The organism is Peribacillus sp. FSL H8-0477 (genome assembly GCF_038002765.1).
Taxonomy (GTDB): domain Bacteria; phylum Bacillota; class Bacilli; order Bacillales; family DSM-1321; genus Peribacillus.
The window spans coordinates 61,451-87,589 of sequence record NZ_JBBODE010000001.1 but is presented as its reverse complement, the minus strand read 5'-3'; the positions used below and the strand labels follow the sequence as shown (position 1 = coordinate 87,589).

Here is a 26,139-nt window from a genome sequence, read left to right as displayed (position 1 = left end):
TCAATATCGTAGGGCAGCTTGTTCGTAAACCTATCTTTTTTAATGTTATTGAAAAATAGTACATAGAATGAGGTATTTCTATCCCATATCATGTAATAAGGAGTATAATATAAGTAGGAACTACCTTTTATAATGTAAATAAAAGTACTATCCAAATGGTAGGGGGAACTTTCATGAAAGCTCATGAAATTATGAAAAGCAATGTATTAACTGTACAGGAAAATGAAACGGTTCGTTCAGTTATTGAAAAATTCTTGGAAAATGGGATTAGCGGTCTTCCCGTTATTAATCAAAAAAATGAAATTGTCGCTTACATAAGCGACGGAGATATTATGCGTTTCATTGGAAAACACAAAGATATCGTCATCAGTTCGTTCTTTTTTGTAGATGTCATAAGAGGCGATGACGAAAAATTCGAAGAACGAGTAAAAAGAATGATGAATCTAAATGTAATGGAAATTGCGCAGAAAAAGGTAGTTACCGTTCAGTATAATGAAAGTGCAGAAAATATTGCTTCCATCCTAGGAAATAAACATATTAAAAAATTACCTGTTGAACGCGACGGGGTATTGGCAGGAATAATCAGCCGTGGAGACGTGGTAAGAAACGCTTTCCAATCACTATTATAAACTAGTATAAGGCCAATTTTTATTGGCCTTTTTGATTGGGGAAAAATTTAAAGAATAAGCATGAATGAGACGCTGACCAATACAGATAATAATGCTATAATAGGGTGTTCAGGTAGATAAGTTCTTTACTTAAAGGGAAGTTATCCGATACTTCGCCTGCATTATCGGAGGTGTATTAATATGAATAAAAAGTGGACGATCGAAAATATTCGTGACTATGTCTCAAAGAATTCAAAAAGTAAATTACTTTCCACTGAATATCTTGGATACTCGCAAAAACTACAGTTTGAGTGTTCATGCGGGAATACCTTTGAAAAGCCTTGGACCAAGTTCAAAGGCAGCAATCAAAGAAGTTGTTCTGAGTGCTCTGCACCTAAAACTTCACGTTAATACCGAAGAAAGAGCGGCCATTAAATTGGCCGCTCTTTCCCTATTCAGCTTCTTTTTTAAAGGACTGTTCATGATGAAGCAGCCATTCTTTTCTCCATAAGCCCCCAGCATAACCAGTTAATTTCCCCGTACTGCCAATAATACGATGGCAGGGGATGACAATACTTAATTTATTCTTGCTATTGGCACTTCCAACAGCTCGAATGGCTTTAGGATTCTCGATGGAAGCTGCAAGGTCTTTATAAGAACCTGTTTCCCCATAAGGTATTTTTGTTAAAGCAGCCCAGACGATTTTACGAAAGGGAGTGCCTTCCTGAACGTAAGGAAATGTAAATTCTTGACGTTCACCATTAAAATACTGAGTCATCTGTTGGTAACAATCCGTTAAGACATTAGTGGGTTCGCCGGTTGTGGCCGAATCTTTTACGTCCTCAGTGAACATAATTGAACAGATTGCTTCGTCTGTCCCAATAATTTCTATATTCCCAATCGGAGAAGCAAAATGAAGGGTATGTAGTTTATTCATATAATGACCTCCAGAGATAAAAGACGGCATATGCCAGCCAGCCTTCCCAATTGACAGCCAACTCTTTGATTTCGGCTATTGTCGGCTTCCGTTCAATACCTAATTGCTGCTTTAATGCTTGGTGAAGACCCACATCAGAAATGGGAAAGGCGGAAGGGATATGAAGACATTTCATCATAACATATTCCGCCGTCCATGGCCCAATCCCTTTATAGGTCAGTAAGTAATCACGGCAGTTTTGTTTCATAAGTAAGGTTTCCTTCGTTAATTCACCTTTCATCATCGCTTTGGCAATGCCAATGATATACTCAGCTTTTTTACTTGTATGTGTAAATGTTCGCAGACTGTCTACATCTAGATCAGCTATTTTTTGATAGGAAGGAAAGTGCCAATAAGTCCTTCCTTCAATAATAAGGCATTCGCCAAATTGTTCAACTAAACGCTTCTTTAATGTATAGGCATAGGTTAAGTGAATCTGCTGTCCAATAATGGCCCAAACTATCGCTTCAAATAATTCTGGTATACATATCATTCGTAAACCATTGTATTGACAGGCAAGGTTGTGCAAGACCTTATCTTGAGCAGCTAGTATATAAAAGCTTGATAAGTCCCGATCCAAATCAAACCATTCCCAGATATATGCCACTATCTTTTTACGAACGAGTATTGATTGATTTGAGTGTGGGAGATTTACGATAATGGAAAGCGAAGACCAGCTGAGTTCTATTAAAATAAGATCTCCGTTCATTTTAACCAGTTTAGATAAGATGCCATCTTTTATTTCGTGAAGTATCTCTTGATCAGATCGATTTAAAAAACAAAGGCACTTTAAAATTAAATTCTTTAGGAGGAAATATCTCAACTGTTTGTTCATGATTAGTCCATTTCATTACAAGTCCTGCTTATAGCCGTTCGATATTCACTGGGCGAACACCTTTTCACATTACGGAAGACCCTGTAAAAATTAGACGGACTTTGGAAGCCTGCTTCATAGCAAATTTCAAGATTGGTCAGTTTTGATGTTTTCAGTAGGTGTGCAGCCTGATCAATCCTAATTTTTTCTAAGAAAGTTCGCGGAGTTTCTTCCGTTTCCTGTTTAAAAAGCCGTTCAAGATAATAAGAGCTGATTCCCACATGATTCGCAATATCCTCTAAACGAACATCTTGCTTTGAATGACTAACTAAAAAAGTCCTTACACTTTGTACTAGTTCGATATGGGGCGAGTGTTCGACTTCAGGCTGGCACCGTTTACAAGCACGATAACCCGCGTTTTCAACAGCCTCTATATTTGTGTAGAATTCTACATTTATTTTTTTAGGCTTTCGAGACCGGCAAGAAGGTCTGCAGTAAATTTTTGTTGTTTTCACTGCTGTAAAAAACAAACCGTCGTATTTTTTATCACAAGCTATAATTTTCTCCCACATTTCTTCAAACGAAAGCAGTTCCATCTATCCCATCTCATCCTTTCTTTATTTTATTCTATCAAGAAAATCGTAAAGAACTCGTCCTCATTCTTGCTCTTATGGTCAATTAGTTTACCTGAAAACAATATGTAGGTTGATGATAATTTATATAGAAAGGAAATTGGAGTTTCTGACGAAGATAATGGCGAAGGATGAAGGTGGGTTGAACGTGTACCAGCAGTCGGATCAGAAACGAGCTTTATTTTTTTAAAAAGTCATAGTAGTACAATTATATAGAGACAAACAGATTCAAATGGGAGAAAATCGGATCGAACCTAACTAACTCCTATATGGGTTAGTTAGGTTCACCGTTGTATCGAGAGTTTTCGATTATATCTGGCTTTTGAGCGTCTAGCTTTGAGGAGCGGTAAGCAACGAAAAACCAGACCACATTGGTGATAAACATAGCAGCACAAATCCCCAAGACACCCCGTAAATCCGGAATAATCCCTTCAATCGAACCGATTGCTATGATAAAGACAAACAGTGCAGTGTGAATGAACAACCCAAATCCGCAGAAGACAGACATAACAAACCTCATTGAATCTACCCCAAAAATATATAAGGTTAAAGGAGGGATGTAAAAAGCGAGTATGGAACCAATAGCTGCCCACATTCCGAACGAGTTAAAAGTATTTGCTGCAGAACCTAAGTCAGCAAGAGGGGAAAGCGAGGCAACAATGATGAAGGAACAAAAGAAGAACGCAGAAAGTAACGTGATAATAATTAAACCACTTTTAAGGCTCATATATGAACCGCTCCTTCCAATGCATAAATGTTAAATAATGGTTGTTTAATTGTATATCAAAAAGGAAGCAAAGTATATAGAATATGTCATCAATTTGACACCTAAGATAGAGCTAAATGGTATAGTAAAGGAAATGAAAAAAACATATTGGAGGAATCATACTTGCTGTTTAATACCTTGATACCACTAGCTTCAATAGGTCTACTGATCTTAATCATATACTGCGGAGTAAAGTTGTTTTCCTACATAAAATCCTTATAAGGATGCTAGCGTGAGTTTTTTGCTGTGATATATTGAAAGCATTCAAGCGTAGGGAGCGCTTCTCATTGTGTACTAGTCTTGTTGTTCACGCTGATCAAACAATATTAGGGATGAGTTTTGATATTTCGGAAAGAACGATTAACCTTTCTTACAAAACATGATGGGGTTTTAATCTTTTTAAAAATTGGGGAAGTTGGTTTTGAGGAGAAAAGATAGGCAATACTAAAGGGAACCTTTAACGGTTTTTCCTTTACTTGTACCAGGTCACCTTGTTCATTTGTGAACGGGTTTTTTTTATGTACACAAAAAGACAGATCCTGTATAACAGGATCTGTCTGGGATTAAAAGGTTGAATTAAGCTTTTTGAACGTTAGTTGCTTGGGGTCCACGTTGACCTTGTTCAACTTCAAACGTTACTTCTTGACCTTCGTCTAAAGACTTGAAGCCTTCGCTTTGGATAGCTGAGAAATGTACGAATACATCGTCTCCGTTTTCGCGTTCGATGAAGCCGAATCCTTTTTCTGCGTTAAACCATTTTACTTTACCTTGTTCCATTTTTGTTGCCTCCTAGTGTGTTACCACACATGTTTTAACTATTCTTGCTCGAAGTAACCAATGATACGAAAAGATTTAACTTTAAGAATACTAGTACTGAACAAAAATAATTCTTCTTTACTATAACAGGTTTTAATAGGAATGGCAAACAAAAGGTGGATAGATTGTTAATAGACTTTGAAGAAATTAAAACTAGCTCTTATCTTATTTTTTTAAAAAAGAGAGAGTAGTTAATAATTTCGCTCAATGACAAAGTGAGCGCGGTCACCTCGGAATATTGTCTTGGAGTATTCAATCTCCAATCCATCCTCGGTATAGGTGTGTGTCTCTAATAAGAAACATGGGGAACCTGCAGGAATGTCCAATTTCTCTGAAATGACCTCATCAGCATGAGTCAGCTCTAAATGTTCAACTGTGTGTTTTACTTTAAGGTTGAATTGAGATTCAAGCACCTTAAATAATGACTTTTCACACGCTTCAATATTAAGTCCAGGGGTTTTGTACCAAGGAAGGTAGGCGATTTCATATTGAAGCGGGACGTTATTAACGTAGCGAATTCGTTCGAGCTTATTAATGGGATCACCAATGTTTTGTCCTAAGAGGTTGGCAAGGAATGAATTTGCTTCAATCACCTTTAAGCTCAGGACTTTAATGGAGGGGTTTTTTCCTTGCATGGTAATTTGTTCGGAAAATTGTTCGACCGTGCTGGTAAGAAATTGTCTTACTTTATTTTCTGAAACAAAAGTCCCTCTGCCTTGGACACGATAAATATAACCTTCAACAGTTAATTGCTGCAAAGCCGTTCGAACGGTGGTTCTACTGACTTTATACGTTTCGCAAAATTCTGCTTCGGTCGGTAATTTGGTATTGGGTTTGTACTCGCCATTTTTAATCAAATCGATAATAGAATCCTTAATGATGGAGTGTAAAGCACCATCTTTATTCACGGTCTCCAAAGTATTTTCCTCCTAAATATACGCTTAAAGTTACTTATAGATTATCTTGGTTGGAAAAAATAATCAACTTATAAACGTAAATTTGTTATAACAAATAAATATATGTATTGATATTTTAGATATTTGTAATTACAATGTAAATAACAAAAGCAAGAAAATATTTCCTAGTTAAAATTTTGAAAATAAAAAAAGTTAAAAGGGGGAAGTAAACATGAATATCTTATTATGTTGTTCGGCGGGAATGTCAACGAGTTTGTTAGTAACCAAAATGGAAAAAAGTGCACAGGAACAAGGAATCGATTGTACGATTTGGGCTGTAGGTTCTTCAGAAGTCAACAAAGAAATGGAGAAAGCCAACGTCATTTTATTAGGTCCACAGGTCCGTTATTTATTAACGAAGCTTGAGAAGTCAGGAAAAGAAAAAGGGATACCAGTAGCGACAATCAATCCCATGTTTTATGGTCTATGCAATGGAGAAGAAGTGCTAAAACAAGCCATTACTCTGATTAAAGGAGAATAAGGATATGATGACTTTTATCGAAAAATACATTATGCCGATTGCTGTGAAGGTAGGTAATAACCGTCATCTACTCGCCATTCGTGATGCTTTGATTGGAATGATAGCGATTACAATGGTAGGATCATTTGCTGTTTTATTTAATAATCTAGGTCAGGTAATCAAGCCATACGGTAGAATGATGGAGTACATTTTCGGGCCGGCATGGTCAACACTTGGCGGTGATATATGGTTTGGAACGTTTGCCTTTATGACGGTCTTCGCTGTATTTGGAATTTCATACAAATTAGCACGATCCTACGATGATGACGGATTTGAAGCTATGCTGGTTGCTGCAGCTTGTTTCTTCTTACTATTACCGCAAATTGGTAACGTAACGCTGACTGTCAATGAAGAAGCGGTTTCAGGCGGTGCATGGGGTTTCGTAAGTGTAAATTACTTTAATGCAACTGCTTTATTTACGGGTATTATCGTCGCTCTAGTTGCAACAGAGATATTCGTGAGACTATCAAGAATTAAATTCTTGGTCATCAGACTACCTGATGGTGTTCCTCCAGCAGTAGCCCGTTCATTTGCTAAGCTGATTCCGGGGATGGCCACGATTTTCATTGCCGGTGTTTTCGGTCTGCTTTTCCGCAAAGTTACGGACGGACAAATCTTAAATGATTGGCTTGGTAAGGTCATTGTCTCACCATTACAAAGTGCTGTGGATTCCCTTCCATTTGCGATTTTGCTCGTCTTCCTAGTTCACTTGTTATGGATGATTGGTCTCCATGGTCCAAATATTCTTGGTGGGATTACAACACCGTTATTTGAAAGATCAGGCGTAACCAATATTGATTTGTACGCTAAAGGTGTCACCGACATGAGTGAATATGGAGTACTTGCTGGGTCATTCCTTGATGCATTCGTTTATCTAGGAGGATCAGGCGCTACACTAGGTCTGATTATTGCGATGATTATTGCTGGACGAAAACGGTATAAACAAATGATTGCACTTGGCGGAGCACCAGGAATATTTCAGATTAACGAACCCATTCTATTCGGTCTGCCAATTGTACTTAATCCTATCTGGTTCATTCCTTTTGTGTTGGGCCCTGTGATTACAACAGTCATTTCTTATTTAGCAGTAAGTTCTGGATTAGTTTTTCCGATTGTTGCTAAGATTCCTTGGGTTACACCTCCGATTATAGGCGGGTATTTAGCGACAGGCGGGCATGCATCGGGTGCTATATTAGCCGGAATTAATTTGATGATTTCTACTCTAATCTATTTACCATTCGTTTATGCACAGGTGAGAATCGACTCAAAAAATAAACCAGAGCTAACTAAGGATTCAGATACGTTAAGTCTCTAAGAAGGTAGTGATGACAGTGGAAAAAGAAGAGTTATATCAGCTATCCTTTCAATTGATTTTGTATAGTGGAAACGCGAGAAGTCTGGCAATGGAAGCCTTGCAAGAAGCAAAGGAAAAGGATTTTGTTGCTGCGAAGTTGAAAATTGCCGAGTCAGAATCAGAATTACTGAAGGCCCATAAATTTCAAACGCAGCTCATTCAGGCAGAAGCAGGCGGGGACAAGTTTGATATTCCCATTATCCTTGTACATGCTCAGGATCACTTAATGACAGCTATGACGGTGAAAGATCTGGCAAGTGAAATGATAGATATGCGACAAGAGATGAGTGGAAAGTGAGGACGATAGAATGAGCAAGGGGTTAAAGATTGTTACGATAGGCGGAGGATCCAGCTACACCCCCGAACTAATAGAAGGGTTTATTAATTACTATAGTGAACTTCCGGTACGTGAAATTTGGCTTGTTGATATTGAAGCTGGTAAACAGAAGCTTGAAATTGTCGGAAACCTAGCAAAAAGAATGATTGAAAAAGCCGGTTTACCTATTGAAATTCACCTAACGCTGGACCGCAAGAAAGCGCTCAAAGGAGCTGACTATGTCACGACTCAACTACGAGTCGGGCAGCTGGCAGCACGTGCTCTTGATGAGAAAATCCCTTTAAAACACGGAGTAATCGGCCAAGAAACAAATGGACCTGGTGGACTTTTCAAGGCATTCAGGACGATTCCAGTTATACTTGAGATTGCTCGTGAAATGGAGGAAGTTTGTCCGCATGCATGGCTGATTAACTTTACCAATCCTGCTGGAATGGTGACAGAAGCTGTGCTTCGTCACACTAAAATCAAAGTAATCGGTTTATGTAATGTACCGATTGGAATGGAACGCGGTGTTGCAGACTTAATGAAGGTTGATCCATCTAGAGTCCGCATCGACTTTGCTGGTTTAAATCATATGGTCTACGGTTTGGATGTATTCGTGGATGGAGTAAGCGTGAAGGATCAAGTGATTGAAATGATTACAGATCCGGACAAAGCAATTACGATGAAAAATATTCACGCGATGGGATGGGAGCCTGAATTCCTTCGTGCGCTCAATTTATTTCCTTGTCCGTATCATAATTATTACTACAAAACAGGGGATGTGTTAGCTCAAGAGCTAAAAGACGCTGAAAAAGGAGAAACACGTGCCGAAGTCGTACAAAGATTAGAAGAAGGTTTATTTGAACTTTATAAAAATAAGGAATTAGCAACGAAGCCGCCGCAGCTGGAGGAGCGCGGGGGAGCTTATTATAGTGAAGCAGCAGTAAGATTAATTTACTCAATCTATACGGATAAACGTGATATCCAAGCAGTCAATACCATTAACCATGGAGCAATCGAAGGAATACCATATGGCTCAGCTGTTGAAGTGAGCTGTGTAATCACTAAGGATGGGCCGAAGCCAATTAATGTTGGTAAGCTGCCGATAGCTGTCCGTGGGTTAATTCAGCAAATTAAATCGTTTGAACGAGTAGCCATTGACGCTGCGATTTCAGGAGATTACGATAGTGCCCTGCTTGCGATGACCATTAACCCATTGGTCCCAAGCGACCGTGTTGCGAAACTTATTCTGGACGAAATGCTTGAAGCGCATAAGGCATTTTTACCGCAGTTTTTTGATAAAAAAGAGGAGAGTCTATCATGATTGACCTGCTTGTTAATGCTGATGATTTCGGCTTCAGTCGTGGTGTAAACTATGGGATTATCGATAGCCATAAGTATGGAATTGTCAATTCAACGACCATTATGATGAATGCCCCAGCGACCCAGCATGCTATTGGACTAGCTAAAGATACTCCAACATTAAAGGTGGGTGTCCATCTGGTTTTAACATGGGGAAAACCACTATTATCTGATGTACCAAGCTTGGTTGATGACGACGGATTCTTTAAAAAACAATCGGTACTCATAGAGAACCCAACCGAGATTTCTCTTCACGAATTAGAAAGAGAATGGTCGGCGCAAATTGATTTGCTACTAGCAAACGGACTTGTACCGACACATTTGGATAGCCATCATCACGTTCATGGAATAAAGGCTTTTTATCCAATCGTGAAAAAGCTTTCAGAGCACTATCACCTGCCCGTTCGTAAGGCCGCACCTCATTTTGTAGATATAGAAACGGTATCCGATGTCTTCTTGGATGATTTTTACGGAGAAGGAGTAGTAGACAATTATTTTGCTAATCTGCAATCTTTAGAAACGAATGGTAAAAGTCTAGAAATTATGACACATCCCGCGTATCTAGATACAGTTTTATTAGCAGGTTCTTCCTATAATACAGTACGAGTGCGGGAAACAGACATTTTAATGAAAGCACAATTACCAAAAGACTATATACTTCGTAAATAAGAAATAGGGACGATTCCGCAGCCGGATTCGTCCCTATTTTATTTGAATAGATCCTATTCCAGCTTGCGTGTCAGGAATAGTTTTTGACATACCCCCTGGGATCCTCTGCCCGTCTAATGGATGGATACGGCAGGGGGTATTTTACGATTAGAATATAGACCTAGACGGGAATAACGGTGTGTCAGACGGGATTATGCTGATCGCAGACGGGAATACCCATGTGCCAGACGGGAATATGCTAATCGCAGACGGGAATAGTACATTTTCCATCACCAAGACTATCAAAATACCCCCCCTGAGATTTCCGCCCGTCAAAAAAAGCGAGTCATTTTAATTGGATGGATACAGTAGGGGGTATTATAGGCTTGAAATATAGGTCTAGACGGGAATAATGGTGTGTCAGACGGGAATATGCCGATCGCAGACGGGAATACCCATGTGCCAGACGGGAATATGCCAATCCAGACGGGATTCCCACATTATCCCGCCCAAATTCTATCAAAATCTGCCCATTTCCTTACCTTAACCTATGTCCATCTTTACGTGCTTGAATGTAACCGTAATATGCACAGGTTCCATTTTGCGATAAATCTTTTACTTCGAATCCGCACGTCTCGTAGAATTTGAAATTATTAGCCGAAGTGTGAGCAAACCAATCTCCGTGCGGTAGCTTTTGAAGACATAGCTCTACAAGTTTTTTTCCTATTCCTTTACCACGATAATCAGATAAAACAACCAAATCCATTATATTTGCAGCCATTATTTTGTCTGAGATAACTCTTATCATTCCGATCATTTTGTCATTATCCCAAACAGTAAATGCCCAAGTAGAGTTACTGAATAGTAAAGAAAACTTTTCTTTCTGCCAGGATGGAGTATTTCTAGCCCAGCCAGCATCCTCAAAAAGAGCTTCAACATAGTCAGCGGGTACCCCTTCAGTGCCTTCCCTAAGTACTAACCCATTAAAATATTGATACATATCTATATTTCCCCCTCTATCCTTTACCTGTTTTTTAAACGAATTAGCTTATGTGAAAATAATACCATAATTTAGGGAAAATATTCGGGGATTTTAGACATAATAAGTTTGTATTCCTCCATTTAGTTGCAAGTGAAGTCGCTGTTGATAGATTCCATGCCCTCGTTTAGAATGAAAGAAATGTATAATTTTCCGATAATCAAATGTGGAAATTGGGTGAGTCATAAATGAAGATTTTGTTAGTTGAAGATGATAAAACGATAGCCTCGGGAATTGAGTATTCGTTGCAGCAAGAATCCTTTTCTACGGTTTTATGCTATGACGTTGAGGCAGCAAAAGAAATAATAGTAGAACAAATAGATCAGTTGGGGCTGTGTTTATTTGATATCTCTTTGCCAGATGGGAGCGGATACGACCTATGTAAATTGGTGAAAGAGCGTAGTGATATTCCCGTGATTTTCTTAACGGCGATTGATGATGAGGTAAATGTGGTCATGGGTCTTGATATGGGTGCTGATGATTATATTACTAAACCTTTTCGTATTCGCGAGCTTTTGTCACGGATAAAATCAGTTTTAAGACGATATCATAAACAACCTGCAGCAAATAATGTAATAAACATAGGAAACGTGCGGATTAATACGTTGTCAGGAAAAGTACATAAAAATGATGAAGAAGTTTTATTGACGGCATTAGAGTATCGTTTATTGCTTGTCTTTGCTAATCATCTTGGTCAGGTTCTCTCAAGAAATCAGTTATTGGAACAGATTTGGGATGTGGCAGGTGACTTCGTTAACGATAATACATTAACCGTATATATAAAAAGATTACGAGAGAAACTAGAAGATAATCCACAAAATCCAACTATGATTATAACCGTTCGTGGATTAGGTTATAAGGTAGGTGAACAACATGTTACGTAATTTAGAATTTCGAATTCTCTTACTCATTATGTTCTGTATTACGTTTGCGGCAGCAATTGTTGCTGCTCTTTTTTTATCGTTGGAAGCGGCTGTATTGATTATAAGTACATCAGTAGCCTTAATCACCTGTAGTGTCCTGTTTACGAGATGGAGATATAGAGAAATAGAAAAGTTGTCAGGTTATTTGCGTCAAATTAGTGGTGGGAATTATGCACTGGATATTCGTGATAATCATGAAGGGGAGCTTAGTATTTTGAAGAGCGACATCTATAAGATGACCCTGATGCTGTCAGAGCAAAAAGAATATTTACAAAACGATAAATTACTTCTAAACAACGCTATATCAGATATCTCTCATCAGCTCAAGACTCCCTTGACATCGATGATGGTAATGGCTGACTTGTTGAGTAATCCAGAACTCCCATTTGAGAAAAGAGTGGAATTCACAAGGAATATTAGCAATCAGCTCGAACGGATAGACTGGCTCGTTGCGTCTTTGCTAAAGCTTTCGAAACTTGACGCAGGTACCGTGACGTTTAGAGAAAATGTTATACCGATTGAAAGACTCATTCAAAAATCCGTAGAGGCTGTTTCCATCCCAATGGACATTAAAGATCAGACCCTTTTAATAGAAGGAGAAGAAAGTGTCACTTTTATAGGGGATCTTAATTGGACAGCTGAAGCGATTATTAATATCTTAAAAAACTGTGTAGAGCATACGCAAAAGGGTGGACTTATTACGATTTCTATATCAAAAAACGTATTATTTACGGAAATACTCATTACGGATAATGGGAAAGGGATTTCCAAAGAAGACCTCCCTAATATTTTTAATCGTTTTTATAAAGGAAAGAACGCAAGCGAGGATAGTATTGGAATTGGACTGGCATTGGCCAAAAGTATTGTTAAAAGCCAAAACGGAGATATTGAGGTGACCAGCAAACAGGGGAAAGGAACACAGTTTTTAATTAAATTTTATCCTAAACCGGTAAAGTGACTAAATAGTCATGTAACAGTCACTTGATAGTCATGTTAGACAGATAAGCTAATAGGGTCAAGATAAATGAAGGAGGCCGCACAATGGAGATGTTGCGAATAGAAAATCTGTCTAAAATTTATGGGAAAGGCGATACGGCGGTAAAGGCGCTTGATGATGTTTCGTTTTCAGTGAAAAAAGGGGAGTTTGTAGCGATTATTGGTCCGTCTGGATCTGGTAAATCAACTCTTTTACACATGCTAGGCGGTGTAGATCAACCAACTAGCGGAAAAGTTTTTATTGAAAATACCGATATCTACAGTCTAAAAGAAACACAACTAGCCATTTTCAGACGCAGACAAATCGGGTTAATCTATCAGTTTTATAATTTAATTCCGGTTTTAACAGTTGAGGAGAATATAACGCTACCTTTACTGTTAGATGAGCATAAGGTAGATAAAAAACAATTCAGCCATATCGTCGAGATCCTAAATTTAGAAAATCGATTAAATCATTTACCCAACCAGCTTTCAGGAGGACAGCAGCAAAGAGTGTCGATTGGGAGAGCGCTGATTAGTAACCCAGCGATTATGCTGGCAGATGAGCCGACGGGAAATCTAGATAGCCAGAATAGCGGAGAAATTATAGAACTATTAAAAATGTTTAATAAAACATATAATCAAACATTAATTATCATTACTCACGATGAACGGATCGCTCTCCAAGCTGATCGAGTTCTTACCATAAAGGATGGAAGGATTGCTAGTGATGAGGTGATTCGTACATGAACATTGTTAATAAAGTAACAGTAAGGCATATGAAACAAAATAAGAAAAGAACTCTTGTTACGATCTTGGGAGTGATTATATCTGCAGCCATGATCACTGCTGTCGCCACTCTTTCTGTCTCATTTATGGAATTGATGCAACGGCAGACAATAGCAAATGACGGGGAATGGCATGTACAATATAAAAATGTGAATAAGGATCAGCTTAAAGCAATAAAAGAGGATGAAAATACAAAATCGGTAATCCTTTCAAATGATCTTGGCTATGCAAAATTAGAAGAAAGCCAGAATGAAAATAAGCCATTTCTGTTTATTAAAGAATATAGTCCCCAGGCATTCAAAGAGTTTCCCATTCAATTAAGCAAAGGGAGATGGCCCAAAAAAGCTAATGAAGTAATCATATCTGAGGAAGTTGCCGCAAACGCTAAGGTTATTCATAAAATGGGTGACACGATCACATTAAATGTAGGTGACCGATTATCCAATGAGAATGGCGAAGTTTTGGACCAGGTATATTCCTTAGAAGTAGATAATGGAGAAATCCTGGAAGAATTTAAACCTAAAAAGGCTGTTAGTTATACGGTTGTTGGTTTCATGGAACGTCCAACTTGGGAACTGGCATGGGCACCGGGCTATACACTCATTGCTTATAAAGATGAGCAGCTGATGGGAGAAAATGATACAGTCCATGCTTCGGTTGTCCTGAATAAAGTCACCAGTTCTTTATATGAGCATGCAGAAGAATTAGCCAAAACGAATAAAATAGAATCCTATACCTTTCATGGTGAGTTATTACGCTATTATGGAGTAACGAATAATGATAGTTTACGGACAACTCTCTACTCATTAATCTTCATCATTTTGGCAGTCATTATCATAGGATCAGTTTCATTAATTTATAATGCGTTTGCGATTTCCGTTTCGGAACGAACTCGTCATTTAGGCATGCTTTCAAGTGTAGGTGCAACAAAACGTCAGAAAAGAAATTCAGTCTTTTTTGAAGGCTTTTTGATTGGTTTGATAAGTATCCCGCTTGGCGTTATCAGCGGATTAATTGGTATTGGGATCACCTTTTTGTTTATTAACTCGGTCATCCAGTCTGCATTAGGAGTCACGGAAAAGCTAACAGTAACAGTCACTCCGTTCTCACTTTTACTTGCTAGTGGTGTATCAGCACTGACCATTTTTATCTCAACACTTCTTCCGGCTATAAAGGCTTCTAAAATATCTGCTATCGATTCGATTCGGCAAAGTACCGATATTAAACTGACACGAAAATCAGTCAAAACGTCAAAAATCGTCCGCAGAATCTTTGGAATTGAAGCAGAATTTGCCTTAAAAAATTTAAAAAGAAACAAACGAAGATACCAAGCAACCATATTTTCACTTGTTATAAGTATACTTTTATTTTTAGTTGTTTCCTTTTACACAACCAGTTTAAAAAAATCGGTTGAACTGAACCAATCTGGTTTGAATTATGATATCCAGGTATATATGGATTCCTCTAATGCAGATCAATTTGTGAAACCGATTGTATCCCTTGAAGACGTAACAGAATTTAGTGAAATGAAGGAATTATCTGCTCTCTCTTGGGTTAATCAAGAGTCAATGTCAGATTTTTTAAAAGAAATAGCAAAAAATGAACAAAGTATCATTAACGATAAATATCTTTATTACATGACCATTCACTCTTTAAAAGAGGATGCCTTAAAAGCATATGCTAAAGAAGTTGGGGTAGCATATGACCGGCTGGTTGATGCAGAAAAAAATGGTGTCATTTTAATAGATACGATGAAATACGAGGAAGCGGGTACCAACAAAAAAGTAGAAACAAAGACAATTTATAAAAAAGAGGGTGAAACACTGGATTTACGATATAACGATGAGGATACAGGGGAAGAGAAAGAGTTAGATCAAGTGGAAATTGCTGCATTAACTGATAAAAAACCAATGGGAATTGTTTCAACATCATATGGTGAATTACATGTTATCGTCTCCGAACAAGTAATGAACGCGCTTATTAAAAAGCAAGCCAACAATAGTTATCAGGTGTCACTTTTTCTAAATAGTGACAATCCTCTAAAAACGCAGCAGGAAATTGAAAAAATGAAAGTAACTGGTATATCTATATTTAATTTGTTCCAAAATAGACAACGAGAAGAGCAAATGATTTTGTTAATGTCGGTATTTTCTTATGGGTTTATTGTCCTCATTACCGCGATATCGATTGCGAATATATTCAATACGATTTCAACAAGTATCTCACTGCGTAAACGTGAATTTGCGATGTTAAAATCTGTAGGCATGACACCAAAAGGCTTTAATAAAATGATTCACTATGAAAGTGTGTTCTATGGCATCAAATCCCTGCTTTATGGAATCCCTCTTAGTATCATCGTGATGATCCTAATCCATCGAGCAACACAAAGTAGTTTTACTTATTCTTTCACACTGCCATGGGCAAGTTTACTCTATTGCTTTGCAGCCGTATTTGTCATCGTCAGTTCAGCTATGCTCTATTCCAGCTCAAAAGTAAAAAAAGAAAATATCATCGATGGATTAAAACAAGAAAGTATTTAGAGAGAACCCCCTTGTGTCCGCTTGTAAAGATGGGATACAGCAGGGGGTATTTTTTGCTTGGAGTTTAAGCTGGCATCCCGCAGGCGGGAATAATTCATTTTCAGCACCAAATCCATCAAGATACCCCCACGATTTTTATAACCTATAACCCCATATAGTGCTCAGACGCAGCCGCTGTTTCATCAAAGATATAAGAAAGGAGGACTTGTTTGGACAGTTCTTCTTCGTAAGGAGTGCTTGCACTGGTAAATTTAAAAGTATGTTTTAATTCGTGTATTCTTTTTTTATTGGCGTGCTTGTTAAAAAAATGGCGTACATAGTCATTGATGAATTCACCATTTTTTAGACTTATATCAAGAAGAGCTTCAGCGGCTGTGCTAGGGGTTACATCTAATGCATAGCTGAGTTTTCTGATATTTTCAAAAGAAATCTCAGAAAACTGCATAGGGATTCGTTCCCTAGGTCCTGTAATCGTGATATTTTTTACAGATGGACAAGATTGGCTTCCTCTATATAGGGTTTGATCCAGCCAAATGGAATGCTGAAAATGTGGGGACATTTCATCAATGACTTTTTTTGACACGACGCTTGATTCACAAATTTCAATCGCAACCTCATGAACAGATGTATGTGTAATAGAGGAGATACGCAGCAACGTTTCTTTTATTTTCAATGAAACAGCTGGTTTGACCTCTCTATTTTTATCAGTTGGGATGACTCTTCCTAGTAATTTAAACAATGCCTTACTCCCTTTCTAATTAGGGTGATTTGCTTTATACATATATATGAAAATAGCGGAAGAAGCATGTATGTTTTTCTCTCTATTCTCACAAAATACTAGATTATAGGAAAATAAGTTAAATTATGGTTGACTGATTAGGTGTATTACACGTATAGTACATATATAAGGTGTATGAACCACATAATACATACACTATACATCATGTGATTTTCAGAGGATTTTATGGTAAATAGGAGGTACATTTTGAACAGTCATTTTAATACAAGAGAGCCTGTATATATACAGGTGGTTCGGTACTTCAAGGAACAAATTGCAACAGGCAGGATCGTGGCTGGTGAAGAAATTCCTTCCCGTAGAGAGCTGGCAGCAACACTGAATATTAACCCGAATACTGCTCAAAAAGCGTATAAAGAAATGGAGGAACAGGGATTGATCCATACAGAACGGAATTTCCCGAGCAAAATCACAACCGATGAAAGGATATTGAAGTCGATTAGACAGGAACTAATTTTTGCAGCCGTTGAGTCCTTTGTTGAGACAATTCGACCGATCAATGTACCAATTGAAGAACTCCTTCAAGTGGTTACAGAAAAATATATAAATGAAGGAAAGCAGGGGGAGACCAATGATTGAAGTTAAGCAGATCAGTAAGAAATTTGGTCGAAAGACAATCCTAGATGGTGTTTCTTTTACAGCAAATAAAGGAGAAATCACCTGTTTAATTGGCATAAATGGGGTTGGTAAAACAACTACACTCAAGGCGATTATGGGATTGACCCCCTATAGCGGCGACATTCTCATCGACAATGAAAAATTAACGAAACATACATACGAAAAAATCACCTTCATTCCAGATGCGGCGATTATGTTACCGCAAATGTCGATTAAACAAGCGATGGAGTTTATGAGTGATTTTTATACAGTGTGGAACCAAGATCGAGCGGATCAAATGCTAGAGTTTTTCAAACTCAAGTTAGAAACGCGCATTTCAGAATTATCAAAAGGGAACGTAGCCAAGGTTAATTTACTAATGGGCCTGGCTTTAGATGTTGACTATATATTAATGGATGAACCATTTTCAGGAATCGATATGTTCAGTAGAGAACAAATTGCTGAAGTATTTACCAGTCATTTGATTGAGGACAGGGGAGTACTCATTACCACACACGAAATCAGTGACATTGAGCATTTAATCGATAAAGTCGTGATATTGGATAATGGCAAAGTTCTTAAAGAGTTCCACACAGAAGACATGCGTGAGAATGAAGGGAAAAATGTCATCGATGTAATGAGAGAGGTGTATCGAGCATGATTAGATATCTGAAACTTGTGAATTTTGAATTAAACCGTTTTAAAAAGATTTATTTTACTTTGTTAGTCCTTACCTTACTTTCGCAAAGTGCAGCGGTACTATTCCAAACAAGGAGTTATCTTAAACGTACTTTTGAAATTATGAAACTAGAAAATTTAACAGAAAAAGCTTATGTCCTTGAATATGGAGGGTTTTATTTTTCATATATTACTGATTTCCTCTTGTTCATCGGACCGTTTGCTCTTTCATTAGTAGCTCTTATCTTTTACATTTTCTTGATTTGGTACCGAGATTGGTTTGGTAAAAACACTTTTGTTTATCGGCTGTTAATGCTTCCGACATCAAGAATGTCAGTTTATCTATCAAAAGCTACAGCGATATTTTTAATGGTTCTAGGATTAGTTGCTTTTCAATTGATGATTCTTCCACTGGAATATAAGTTATGTGAATGGATGATTCCGGAAACTTTTTTAAATTCTAGTATCACTATTAATTCAATTATTAATTCAAGTGACCTATTACGTATTATTATTCCAGAATCATTCAGTTTATTCCTCATTTACTGCGGCATGGTGTTAATGATTATGTTTATCCTATTTGCAATCATTTTGTTTGAAAGAAGTTACCGTGTCAAAGGGATTGTTATGGGAGTTTTGTACATAGTCGCTGCTTCTACCATGATTGTGGGACCTGTGTACTTCGGAGGAGACTATCTGTATCTTGAAGAAAAATTTGGTTTATTACTCATTCTTTGTATATGCATAACTGGATTAACGCTTTGGGTCAGTCGTTGGCTGCTCATCAAAAAAATTACCGTATAGTTTTAAAAAAAGGAGTGATATAGCTTGAAACGATATATTAGCAGTTTTGTATTGACACTTATAGTTATCGGAAGCATCGGCACCTATTATGGTACACAAGCAGCTTCCCTAGCGAACCTTCCGGGGTACGAATTTAAAACAATTGAAGGAAATGAAAAAGAATTGAAACCAGTCATTCTAAGGGGATTCGCTAATAAAGACAGTATTTCTGAACCAATTATCTTCGAGGGGAATCAGTTAACCTATGAAAGGGAAAAATCTTTGGTAGAGCAATTCAGTGGAGAAGATGAGGTAGAAAAGCGGCTAAAGAAATATAAATCATTTATACGTGGGAAACATGATTTAGATTCTTTTTACGAAGATGAAGATTTTCTTGCTTATGCTTCATTGACTAATAAGTATCGTAATAATAAAAATGTAACTACATTTGAGATATCGTTACTAGAAAAAGAAACTAAAAAAGAATCTTCTTTTGAACTGGATGTAAGTGAGCAAGGAGAAAAAGAGTATTTAAGGATATTAGACGTTCAAATGATAGATTCAAAGCTTCAGGTAGTCGTTAATAATCAGGTTGAATCACAGGATTCGAATGAGGAGATTCATGTTTATACACTTGACTTAGCTAATAAAAAAGTCATAAATGACAAGGTAATTCTATCAGAATTAACTAGTAATGCTATGGATAACGTTGTACAAATACACTATCCGACTGCTTCAAACACTATTGGAGAAAGTCATGTATTTTTATACTCGTTAGTGAAAGGTACCTATTCAGAATCAGATGAGTTTGTGCCGAAAGAAACCACACTTTATAAATATGATTTTGAGACCGGAAAAGAAGAGACTATCACACTTCCAAAAAAAGACTTAATTCCTGATGAGGAAATCTTTTATACTAGCAATAACATCTATTTTTATGAAGTTAGTGACCAACAAATTCATTTGATAACATTTAGCTTAAGCAATCAAACGATTATTGATGAATTTTCTTTTGATTTGCTATATGATGATTTCCTCTTTTCAATAAAAAATGAACGTATGTATCTGCTTGGCTTCAATGAACACGAGAGCCAATTTGATACGTACAAGCCTCTACAACTATTAATCGCAGATTTAAAAACGGGGAAAACTCTTTATAAAGGTGAATCAATGATCACATCATCGAAACAGCAAAGCAAGATGAATCATGGGTTGTCTATTCATGATCTACAGGTATATGAAATCAACTAAAACAAAAACTCAGTCCTTTGACTGGGTTTTTTGTTTCTACCTAACGCTTATCGTTTCGACCTCAAGAGTAATTGCAACGAGTAAAATGATGATGCCAAATAATTGTATCCAGCTTCCAATTAATAAAAGGTATTCACCGGCTTTGATTTTATCTTGAAGAAGAAAGATATCCCCTGTGGACTCTATAAAAGAACCTAACGTAACGAGACTATTAGCAGTAATATTGAGTGATCGAAAGGATGAGTCTGTTGCTATATAGGCGCCAACTGCTTCAAAGGCTGATCCAAGACCTTGTATTCCGCTTCCTAGGGCATCAATTTTTAAGCCTTCATCCTCATCGACATTCTTTTCAATATTTACACCAATCGCATTCGCTGTATTACCAGCACCTTCAATCCAACTCCCGAAAATCGTGAAAATAGCAGGTAATTCCGCTGGGGATGCCAGTAATTTCGTTCTTCCAATAGCTTGCAGAGCATTTCCAAAGGCTTCGATTTCATTTCCTTTGATGACTAAATCCTTGCCTAAATCTGAACTCGTTAACGTTTGCTGAGTCTGCCCAACTGTATCAACAATAGCACCTATAAGGAGTGCCCATGCTCCTGTAATAAGGAGGTCTTCGCCGCGAATAGTCATAGGAAACGCTCCTTAAAAGAGATGGTATAGTATGGTATTCAACGATCGTTCCTTTTGCCAGTATTTTGAAATAAGACTGAAGTCTTAGCCAGAAATACGTCTCATGCGTCTGGGTTCATTCCTTACTAACTTCTACTATTAAGTGTAACTAATAAAAATGAGGTGATGGTATGAAAAAATATGTTCTTCTCTTTACAATAAGCTTCCTTGCTTTACTGGCCCCTGAAGAAGCAATGGCAGGGCAAAAGGTAAAAGAGACACTGGATACATATATTGAAACATTCTTAGCTGATAATCGAATTCCAGGTGCATCTGTTGGAATTTCTCATCATGATGAAATTTTTTATGCCAATGCATGGGGGATAACAGGGGAAGGAAAGAAGGCAGTCACAACAGAAACGCCTTTTTTAATTGGTTCCATTAGTAAGGCATTTACAGGATTAGCAGTATTGAAACTAGTAGAAGAAGATGGGCTTGTACTTGATGATCCTATTGTAAAGCATCTTCCATGGTTTACTCTCAACGATCAAGAAGATGCTTCACAGATCACGATTAGACAGCTCCTTACCCATACCAGCGGTCTGAGCCGTTCCAATGGCTTATTAATCGCGGACAGAGGAAACGAAGAAAATAATACAATTAAAAAGGGTATTAAAAAACTAGCAAATGTTAAACTGACTGAAAAGCCTGGAGAAATCTATCAATATAGCGATGCAAACTATTTAATTCTTGGGACTCTTATTGAACATATTTCAGGGTTATCCTTTTCTGAATACCTAAAACAGCATATTTTTCTCCCATTAGACATGAATCAAGCAGGTGCTGATCGTCCTACCGTGTATGAAAATGGGTATGCAGCGGGCTACCAGTCTTGGTTTGGCATGCCGATTAAAAGTCAAGTACCTTATGATAACGGAGGTTCTCCATACGGGTATATGGCTGCTAGTACAGAAGATCTGTTGAAATTTCTTACGGTGTTTAATTCAGGGGATGAACAAAGTGATATCCTCAGCAATGAGTCTATGAAGGCTTATTTATCTCCGCTTAGTCAATTAAATGATAAGTTTTACGGTTTTGGCTGGAGGTTTTCTAATATAGAACAGGAAGACAAAAGTATTTGGCATGCTGGATCGACACCTGATTCACGCGCAGAAGTATTTATGTATCCTGAAACCAAGTGGAGCGGGGTTATTTTAACCAATAAAAATCATATTCTCGAGGAGGAACAGCTTGTTCATTTAAAAGAAGGAATCATTCGGATTATTAATGGACATCCTCCAGAAAAAATATCAAAAAGCAGACCCATTGTTCAACTGCTTTTAGGCTTCATCGTTTGTTTACTTTTTATATTATCTTGCTGGTTATTTGGGAACCTAAAAAAAAGAAATCGAAAGACTTCTGCACTACGCTATAGGATTTTCGGTATCCTTTGCTTAACGTTATCTATTTGTCTTATCCCACTGTTTGTCATGATTGTTCAGGCCCCTTGGCATTCAGTAACAGTCTTTGCAGCAGATCTTGTTCTCGTTTTGAAGGTGCTTGTCTTCTTATTAGCTTTAAATGGCTCGCTGCTGATAAGTAATAGTTTTGTCAAAGTCATGTAGGTACCTCGTATAGTAAAAAATCCATTTTAATTTCCAAAGTAATGTAAAATAAAATAAAATAACTAAATATGGTATAGGAGAACTTTAATGGAAATTAAATTTAACGATTTTTTCAAAGAGGAATTGACGATTCACCAAATACAGCATGCGATGGAAAACGGGGAGATTACTTCAAAAGAGCTGATCATGTTTTATCTATATCGCATAGCTAAGTACGATCAGGGTGGAATCAAACTAAATTCTATTCTGGAGATAAATCCCGAAGCTATTTTTATTGCCGAAGGATTAGATCAAGAACGGAAAATATCCGGTGCTAGAGGACCGTTACATGGTATTCCAGTTCTGTTGAAAGATAATATTGAAACAAATGATTTTATGCATACGAGCGCAGGTACTCTTGCCCTTGAAAATCATTTGAGCCCTAGAGATGCCTTCTTAGTGGAAAAATTGCGTAAAGCTGGTGCTGTTATTTTAGGAAAAAGCAATATGACAGAACTAGCCAATGGGATGTCATCTGAAATGTGGGCGGGGTACAGTGCAAGAGGCGGACAGGTAGTGAATCCGTATGGAGATAGCAATTTATTTGTTGGAGGATCAAGTTCAGGCTCTGCAGTAGCCGTTGCGGCAAATCTAACTGTTTTATCTGTAGGAACAGAAACAGATGCTTCTATTTTAAGTCCAGCTGTTACGAATTCTGTGGTTGGGATCAAACCAACTGTGGGGTTAATCAGCCGTAAGGGAATGATCCCCTTTACCTATTCACAGGATACGGCAGGACCAATCGCACGAACTGTAACAGATGCAGCAATCTTATTAAGTGCATTAACGGGTGTAGATAAAAATGATGCTGCTACATATAAAAGTGTAGGAAGAATAGAGCAGGATTATACAAAGTATTTGGATTCTAAGGGATTATCAGGTGCTAAGATCGGTGTATTTAGGAAAGGGCCAGTTGAGTTTTATAAATCAGCTGAATACGACGATCAACTGTTTGAGGATGTGATCAATGTACTAAAAAGGGAGGGAGCTAAAGTGAACGAAGAAATAGATATTCCTTCTTTTCACCGAGAATGGAGTTGGGATGTTTCTATGTTTGAATTAAAACACAGCTTAGAGAACTATCTAACAGAATTACCACCGCAGCTGCCTGTCCATTCTCTTACAGAATTAATTCAGTTTAATAAAAGTAGAGCAGGAGAAGCCCTAAAGTACGGTCAAGATAAATTGGAAAAGCGAGAGCACTTTCCCAATACATTACGAAATCCTGAATACATAAACGCAAGATTAGAAGATTTATATTTTTCTCAAGAACAAGGAATTGATTTAGCCTTAAAAACATATAACCTTGATGCCATTCTATTTCCAGCCTATATTGGCTCAACAATCTCTGCCAAGGCTGGATATCCATCAATCGCCCTACCAGCAGGCTATAAGAAAAACGGCCGGCCTTTTGGTGTGACCATGGCAGGTACGGCATTTAGTGAAGGGATGTTAATCAAGCTTGGGTTTGCATTTGAACAGGCTGCCAATCTGCGAAGGAGTCCTAACATATAAGCAGGCATGGAAAGGTTCCACGCCTATATTTAGCTAGTAGCGATAGTAGTGTGCATTTGGCTGGATTGGATAAGCAGACTCATAGTGTGATGGAAATATGGGAGCGTTATATGGCTGTGAATGTTGGACGTTTGGATGGGGATGATGGATGCTGTATGCTTCGCAGTTCCTGCGAGGTCCAATAAAGGTTCCAGGTCGAACAGGTCCAACCGCTTTCTTCCATTGTTTTTCATCTAAACAATAGGTGTGAGCGATAATATTGGCAGGCGTTAACGCTAAAAGATCTGAACCTAAAACGGTATCGATGGTAGGTGCATTAAAGATAGCGAGTAAATGGGTATCATCAACATCCGCAGCATCGTAGTGCCACCAGCCTTGAGGAATATTTACAACTTGACCAGGTGTAATCGGGTAATGATTAAATTGCTTTGTAAATGGATTAAGTACGGAAATCGTAGCAGATCCTGAAATACAATACACGAGTTCCGCAGCATTTTGGTGATAATGGGGTTCAATCAGGTTATTGGCACTTAAAAATATATCCAGCAGTGCCGTATTGTTTAATGTGTTTACCTGATCAATACTTAATTCATTAATGAAATTTTGATTATCTTTTTTAAAGCTAGTATTTTTATTTAAGTCAAAAAAGAATTGGGTGGAAGGCGATGTATAGTCAATCGTTGAACTCATAAAGGTATCCTTTCTACTCCGAATTTTTCAGCCTATATGCAAGATATGTGGGCGGGATAGAAGTGTGCAATAAGAAATTGAATATAAAAAAGAAGGTGGGTTAAGTGATAAAGCCAGTTAATAGATTGTACCTGCTAAAGACGCTATATGCAGCGATTATTTCTTCATTTATTTATAGCAGTATCTTAAATTTTAATGATTTTCCAAGAATTTTGGAATTTTTGGAGTTTACTCTATTAGTAGCAACGCCTGTATATTTCTTATTTGGAGCCTCACTTGTTATATGGATTAATCAGCTAAATGTTTCTATTTTTAAGAGGTTAGGATTATTTATGCTCGCCGGTATACTCCCAGGATGTCTCATTTTGCTGGGCGGGTTTTCATTCGTGCACCTGTTTTTTGCAGGAATCGTATCCGTACATAATGCAGCTGCTTTACTGGTGTATTGGTTTGTTATAGAAATACTTTCCGGAACATTTAGTAAGGAGAAAAAGAATAGTCTCTAATTTCCTTACTAAATACCGAGAAAAGATCAGTAATTGTTAGCTGTTTTTAACCCCGGTAGGACAGCACCTGAAAGGAAACTCCATGAAAATAGTTTAATCATCCTTTACTTATACCGTTCAAGAACTGAATAAAAGTCGATGATAAACTGGTAAAAAACCTTTTCTGACGGTGATAGATCCCGTGTTTTTGAGGTGATAATTCCAACAGATCGCTTTACATCAGGTGTTTCAATTGGAATTCTTACCGTTAATCTTGGTGTGGATTCGTGTAAAGTACTGTCAGGTAAAAGACTGACGCCGATGCCAGCCGAGACAAGACCTTTTATCGAATCCATATCCTCTCCAATCGACGAAATAATCGGGTCGAATCCAGCTTGCTTACAGGCTTCAATCGCCATTTTTCGTAACACAAAACCATCAGGCAAAAGGACGAAGGAATCTTTCCGCAAATCACTGAGTCGGAGGCTTGGTCGGTCTGCAAGAGGATGCCTAATGGGTAAAAGAGCTGACATGTTTTCTGTAAACAGAATATCTCCTTTAATGAGAGAGTCATCAGCTGGTACCGGCCCAAGAAAAGCAAGACCGACTTCGTTATTCTTTACCGACTTTATTAACGAGGCATACGAACCTTGACTAAGATGGAACGATATATTCGGTTGTTCTTCACGAAAAGCGGAAATCACCGTAGGAAGCAAATGATTGGCAAGACTAGTTGGAAAACCGATTTTAATGGATCCTTGCTCAGGGTCTAGGTATTCATCAATTTGAAGTTTGGCATAATCAATTGCTTTAATGGCTGTTTTCGCATGAATCAAAAAGATTCTCCCAATTGGTGTGAGTTGAATGTTTCTCCCGACTCGTTCAAATAACTGTACACTAAGTTCTTCTTCTAGTCTGGCAATTTGCCGGCTGATGGCAGACTGTGCGATATGTAAATGTTCTGCAGCAGCTGAAACATGTTCTCGCTCAGCTACTTCTACAAAATAGATTAATTGACGTAACTCCAA

Annotated in this window: 29 protein-coding genes; 18 read left to right on the top strand and 11 right to left on the bottom strand. The window is 37.8% G+C overall.

From position 1 onward, the window contains the following. Nucleotides 1–173: 173 nt before the first annotated feature. On the top strand, nt 174–629 hold the full coding sequence (locus MHI18_RS00420) for a CBS domain-containing protein (RefSeq protein WP_340845426.1): 456 nt from the start codon (nt 174–176) through the stop codon (nt 627–629). A 180-nt stretch (nt 630–809) separates the two neighbouring features. Beyond that, nucleotides 810–1,019 carry a hypothetical protein gene (locus tag MHI18_RS00415; protein ID WP_340845425.1) on the top strand — a complete coding sequence of 70 codons (210 nt, stop codon included), beginning with the start codon at nt 810–812 and terminating at the stop codon, nt 1,017–1,019. A gap of 40 nt (nt 1,020–1,059) precedes the next feature. Here the strand turns inward: MHI18_RS00415 and MHI18_RS00410 are convergent, their stop codons facing one another. From MHI18_RS00410 to MHI18_RS00385, 6 genes are all read right to left on the bottom strand, one after another. Then, a complete protein-coding gene (locus MHI18_RS00410) occupies nt 1,060–1,545 on the bottom strand; it encodes a methylated-DNA--[protein]-cysteine S-methyltransferase (protein WP_340845424.1) in 486 nt (161 codons plus the stop codon). Continuing rightward, nucleotides 1,538–2,293, bottom strand: coding sequence for a DNA-3-methyladenine glycosylase family protein (locus MHI18_RS00405; RefSeq protein WP_340845423.1), 756 nt, complete (start codon nt 2,291–2,293; stop codon nt 1,538–1,540). The genes MHI18_RS00410 and MHI18_RS00405 overlap by 8 nt, the downstream gene beginning before the upstream one ends. Nucleotides 2,294–2,421: 128 nt before the next feature. Then, nucleotides 2,422–2,994: a bifunctional transcriptional activator/DNA repair enzyme AdaA gene (locus tag MHI18_RS00400; RefSeq protein ID WP_340845422.1), complete on the bottom strand. Its 573-nt coding sequence runs from the start codon at nt 2,992–2,994 to the stop codon at nt 2,422–2,424. A gap of 310 nt (nt 2,995–3,304) precedes the next feature. Further along, a complete protein-coding gene (locus MHI18_RS00395) occupies nt 3,305–3,757 on the bottom strand; it encodes a DUF5391 family protein (protein WP_340845421.1) in 453 nt (150 codons plus the stop codon). A gap of 615 nt (nt 3,758–4,372) precedes the next feature. Then, nucleotides 4,373–4,573, bottom strand: coding sequence for a cold-shock protein (locus MHI18_RS00390; RefSeq protein ID WP_029714163.1), 201 nt, complete (start codon nt 4,571–4,573; stop codon nt 4,373–4,375). A 230-nt stretch (nt 4,574–4,803) separates the two neighbouring features. Then, nucleotides 4,804–5,520, bottom strand: a complete 717-nt coding sequence (locus MHI18_RS00385; RefSeq protein WP_340847533.1) for a GntR family transcriptional regulator — start codon at nt 5,518–5,520, stop codon at nt 4,804–4,806. A 220-nt stretch (nt 5,521–5,740) separates the two neighbouring features. On the opposite strand from MHI18_RS00385, the gene MHI18_RS00380 reads away from it, so the two are divergent. The 5 genes from MHI18_RS00380 to chbG are packed head-to-tail and all read left to right on the top strand — an operon-like array spanning nt 5,741 to nt 9,792. Then, nucleotides 5,741–6,049 (top strand): PTS sugar transporter subunit IIB, encoded by a 309-nt coding sequence (locus MHI18_RS00380; protein ID WP_340845420.1) that lies wholly within the window; start codon nt 5,741–5,743, stop codon nt 6,047–6,049. A 4-nt stretch (nt 6,050–6,053) separates the two neighbouring features. Then, the gene (locus MHI18_RS00375) at nt 6,054–7,403 is read left to right on the top strand and encodes a PTS sugar transporter subunit IIC (RefSeq protein ID WP_340845419.1); all 1,350 of its coding nucleotides are present in this window, start codon (nt 6,054–6,056) and stop codon (nt 7,401–7,403) included. 10 nt (nt 7,404–7,413) lie between these two features. Beyond that, entirely contained in the window at nt 7,414–7,740 is a 327-nt protein-coding gene (locus tag MHI18_RS00370; protein ID WP_340845418.1) for a PTS lactose/cellobiose transporter subunit IIA, read from the top strand. Nucleotides 7,741–7,750: 10 nt separating this feature from the next. Further along, complete coding sequence (locus MHI18_RS00365; protein WP_340845417.1) at nt 7,751–9,085, top strand: 6-phospho-beta-glucosidase; 1,335 nt, start codon at nt 7,751–7,753, stop codon at nt 9,083–9,085. Then, complete coding sequence (gene chbG, locus MHI18_RS00360; RefSeq protein ID WP_340845416.1) at nt 9,082–9,792, top strand: chitin disaccharide deacetylase; 711 nt, start codon at nt 9,082–9,084, stop codon at nt 9,790–9,792. The genes MHI18_RS00365 and chbG overlap by 4 nt, the downstream gene beginning before the upstream one ends. A gap of 517 nt (nt 9,793–10,309) precedes the next feature. Here chbG and MHI18_RS00355 read toward each other — a convergent pair. After that, on the bottom strand, nt 10,310–10,771 hold the full coding sequence (locus MHI18_RS00355) for a GNAT family N-acetyltransferase (protein WP_340845415.1): 462 nt from the start codon (nt 10,769–10,771) through the stop codon (nt 10,310–10,312). A 227-nt stretch (nt 10,772–10,998) separates the two neighbouring features. Between MHI18_RS00355 and MHI18_RS00350 the strand changes: the two genes are divergently transcribed. From MHI18_RS00350 to MHI18_RS00335, 4 genes are all read left to right on the top strand, one after another. Then, a complete protein-coding gene (locus tag MHI18_RS00350) occupies nt 10,999–11,694 on the top strand; it encodes a response regulator transcription factor (protein WP_340845414.1) in 696 nt (231 codons plus the stop codon). Continuing rightward, nucleotides 11,684–12,691, top strand: a complete 1,008-nt coding sequence (locus tag MHI18_RS00345; protein ID WP_340845413.1) for a sensor histidine kinase — start codon at nt 11,684–11,686, stop codon at nt 12,689–12,691. Before MHI18_RS00350 ends, MHI18_RS00345 begins: the two co-directional genes overlap by 11 nt. 83 nt (nt 12,692–12,774) lie before the next feature. Continuing rightward, nucleotides 12,775–13,458, top strand: coding sequence for an ABC transporter ATP-binding protein (locus MHI18_RS00340; protein ID WP_340845412.1), 684 nt, complete (start codon nt 12,775–12,777; stop codon nt 13,456–13,458). Then, nucleotides 13,455–16,037 carry an FtsX-like permease family protein gene (locus tag MHI18_RS00335; protein WP_340845411.1) on the top strand — a complete coding sequence of 861 codons (2,583 nt, stop codon included), beginning with the start codon at nt 13,455–13,457 and terminating at the stop codon, nt 16,035–16,037. The genes MHI18_RS00340 and MHI18_RS00335 overlap by 4 nt, the downstream gene beginning before the upstream one ends. Nucleotides 16,038–16,179: 142 nt before the next feature. Here MHI18_RS00335 and MHI18_RS00330 read toward each other — a convergent pair whose 3' ends face one another. Then, nucleotides 16,180–16,776 (bottom strand): hypothetical protein, encoded by a 597-nt coding sequence (locus MHI18_RS00330; RefSeq protein ID WP_340845410.1) that lies wholly within the window; start codon nt 16,774–16,776, stop codon nt 16,180–16,182. A 246-nt stretch (nt 16,777–17,022) separates the two neighbouring features. Between MHI18_RS00330 and MHI18_RS00325 the strand changes: the two genes are divergently transcribed. From MHI18_RS00325 to MHI18_RS00310, 4 genes are read left to right on the top strand one after another with little or no spacing between them, the layout of a single operon-like run. Further along, complete coding sequence (locus MHI18_RS00325; protein ID WP_340845409.1) at nt 17,023–17,412, top strand: GntR family transcriptional regulator; 390 nt, start codon at nt 17,023–17,025, stop codon at nt 17,410–17,412. Further along, nucleotides 17,405–18,091, top strand: coding sequence for an ABC transporter ATP-binding protein (locus tag MHI18_RS00320; protein ID WP_340845408.1), 687 nt, complete (start codon nt 17,405–17,407; stop codon nt 18,089–18,091). The genes MHI18_RS00325 and MHI18_RS00320 overlap by 8 nt, the downstream gene beginning before the upstream one ends. Continuing rightward, complete coding sequence (locus MHI18_RS00315) at nt 18,088–18,912, top strand: hypothetical protein (protein ID WP_340845407.1); 825 nt, start codon at nt 18,088–18,090, stop codon at nt 18,910–18,912. The genes MHI18_RS00320 and MHI18_RS00315 overlap by 4 nt, the downstream gene beginning before the upstream one ends. Nucleotides 18,913–18,936: 24 nt before the next feature. Beyond that, nucleotides 18,937–20,142 carry a hypothetical protein gene (locus tag MHI18_RS00310; protein WP_340845406.1) on the top strand — a complete coding sequence of 402 codons (1,206 nt, stop codon included), beginning with the start codon at nt 18,937–18,939 and terminating at the stop codon, nt 20,140–20,142. A 36-nt stretch (nt 20,143–20,178) separates the two neighbouring features. On the opposite strand, the gene MHI18_RS00305 is transcribed toward MHI18_RS00310, so the two are convergent. Continuing rightward, on the bottom strand, nt 20,179–20,778 hold the full coding sequence (locus MHI18_RS00305) for a DUF6944 family repetitive protein (RefSeq protein WP_340845405.1): 600 nt from the start codon (nt 20,776–20,778) through the stop codon (nt 20,179–20,181). A gap of 170 nt (nt 20,779–20,948) precedes the next feature. On the opposite strand from MHI18_RS00305, the gene MHI18_RS00300 reads away from it, so the two are divergent. Together MHI18_RS00300 and MHI18_RS00295 are read left to right on the top strand one after the other, a co-directional pair. Further along, nucleotides 20,949–22,382 (top strand): serine hydrolase domain-containing protein, encoded by a 1,434-nt coding sequence (locus tag MHI18_RS00300; protein WP_340845404.1) that lies wholly within the window; start codon nt 20,949–20,951, stop codon nt 22,380–22,382. A gap of 87 nt (nt 22,383–22,469) precedes the next feature. After that, complete coding sequence (locus MHI18_RS00295) at nt 22,470–23,936, top strand: amidase family protein (protein ID WP_340845403.1); 1,467 nt, start codon at nt 22,470–22,472, stop codon at nt 23,934–23,936. A 33-nt stretch (nt 23,937–23,969) separates the two neighbouring features. Here MHI18_RS00295 and MHI18_RS00290 read toward each other — a convergent pair whose 3' ends face one another. Continuing rightward, on the bottom strand, nt 23,970–24,626 hold the full coding sequence (locus MHI18_RS00290) for a cupin domain-containing protein (protein ID WP_340845402.1): 657 nt from the start codon (nt 24,624–24,626) through the stop codon (nt 23,970–23,972). A 104-nt stretch (nt 24,627–24,730) separates the two neighbouring features. Between MHI18_RS00290 and MHI18_RS00285 the strand changes: the two genes are divergently transcribed. Beyond that, nucleotides 24,731–25,132 (top strand): hypothetical protein, encoded by a 402-nt coding sequence (locus tag MHI18_RS00285; RefSeq protein ID WP_340845401.1) that lies wholly within the window; start codon nt 24,731–24,733, stop codon nt 25,130–25,132. 104 nt (nt 25,133–25,236) lie between these two features. Here MHI18_RS00285 and MHI18_RS00280 read toward each other — a convergent pair whose 3' ends face one another. Continuing rightward, nucleotides 25,237–26,139: a LysR family transcriptional regulator gene (locus tag MHI18_RS00280; protein WP_340845400.1), complete on the bottom strand. Its 903-nt coding sequence runs from the start codon at nt 26,137–26,139 to the stop codon at nt 25,237–25,239.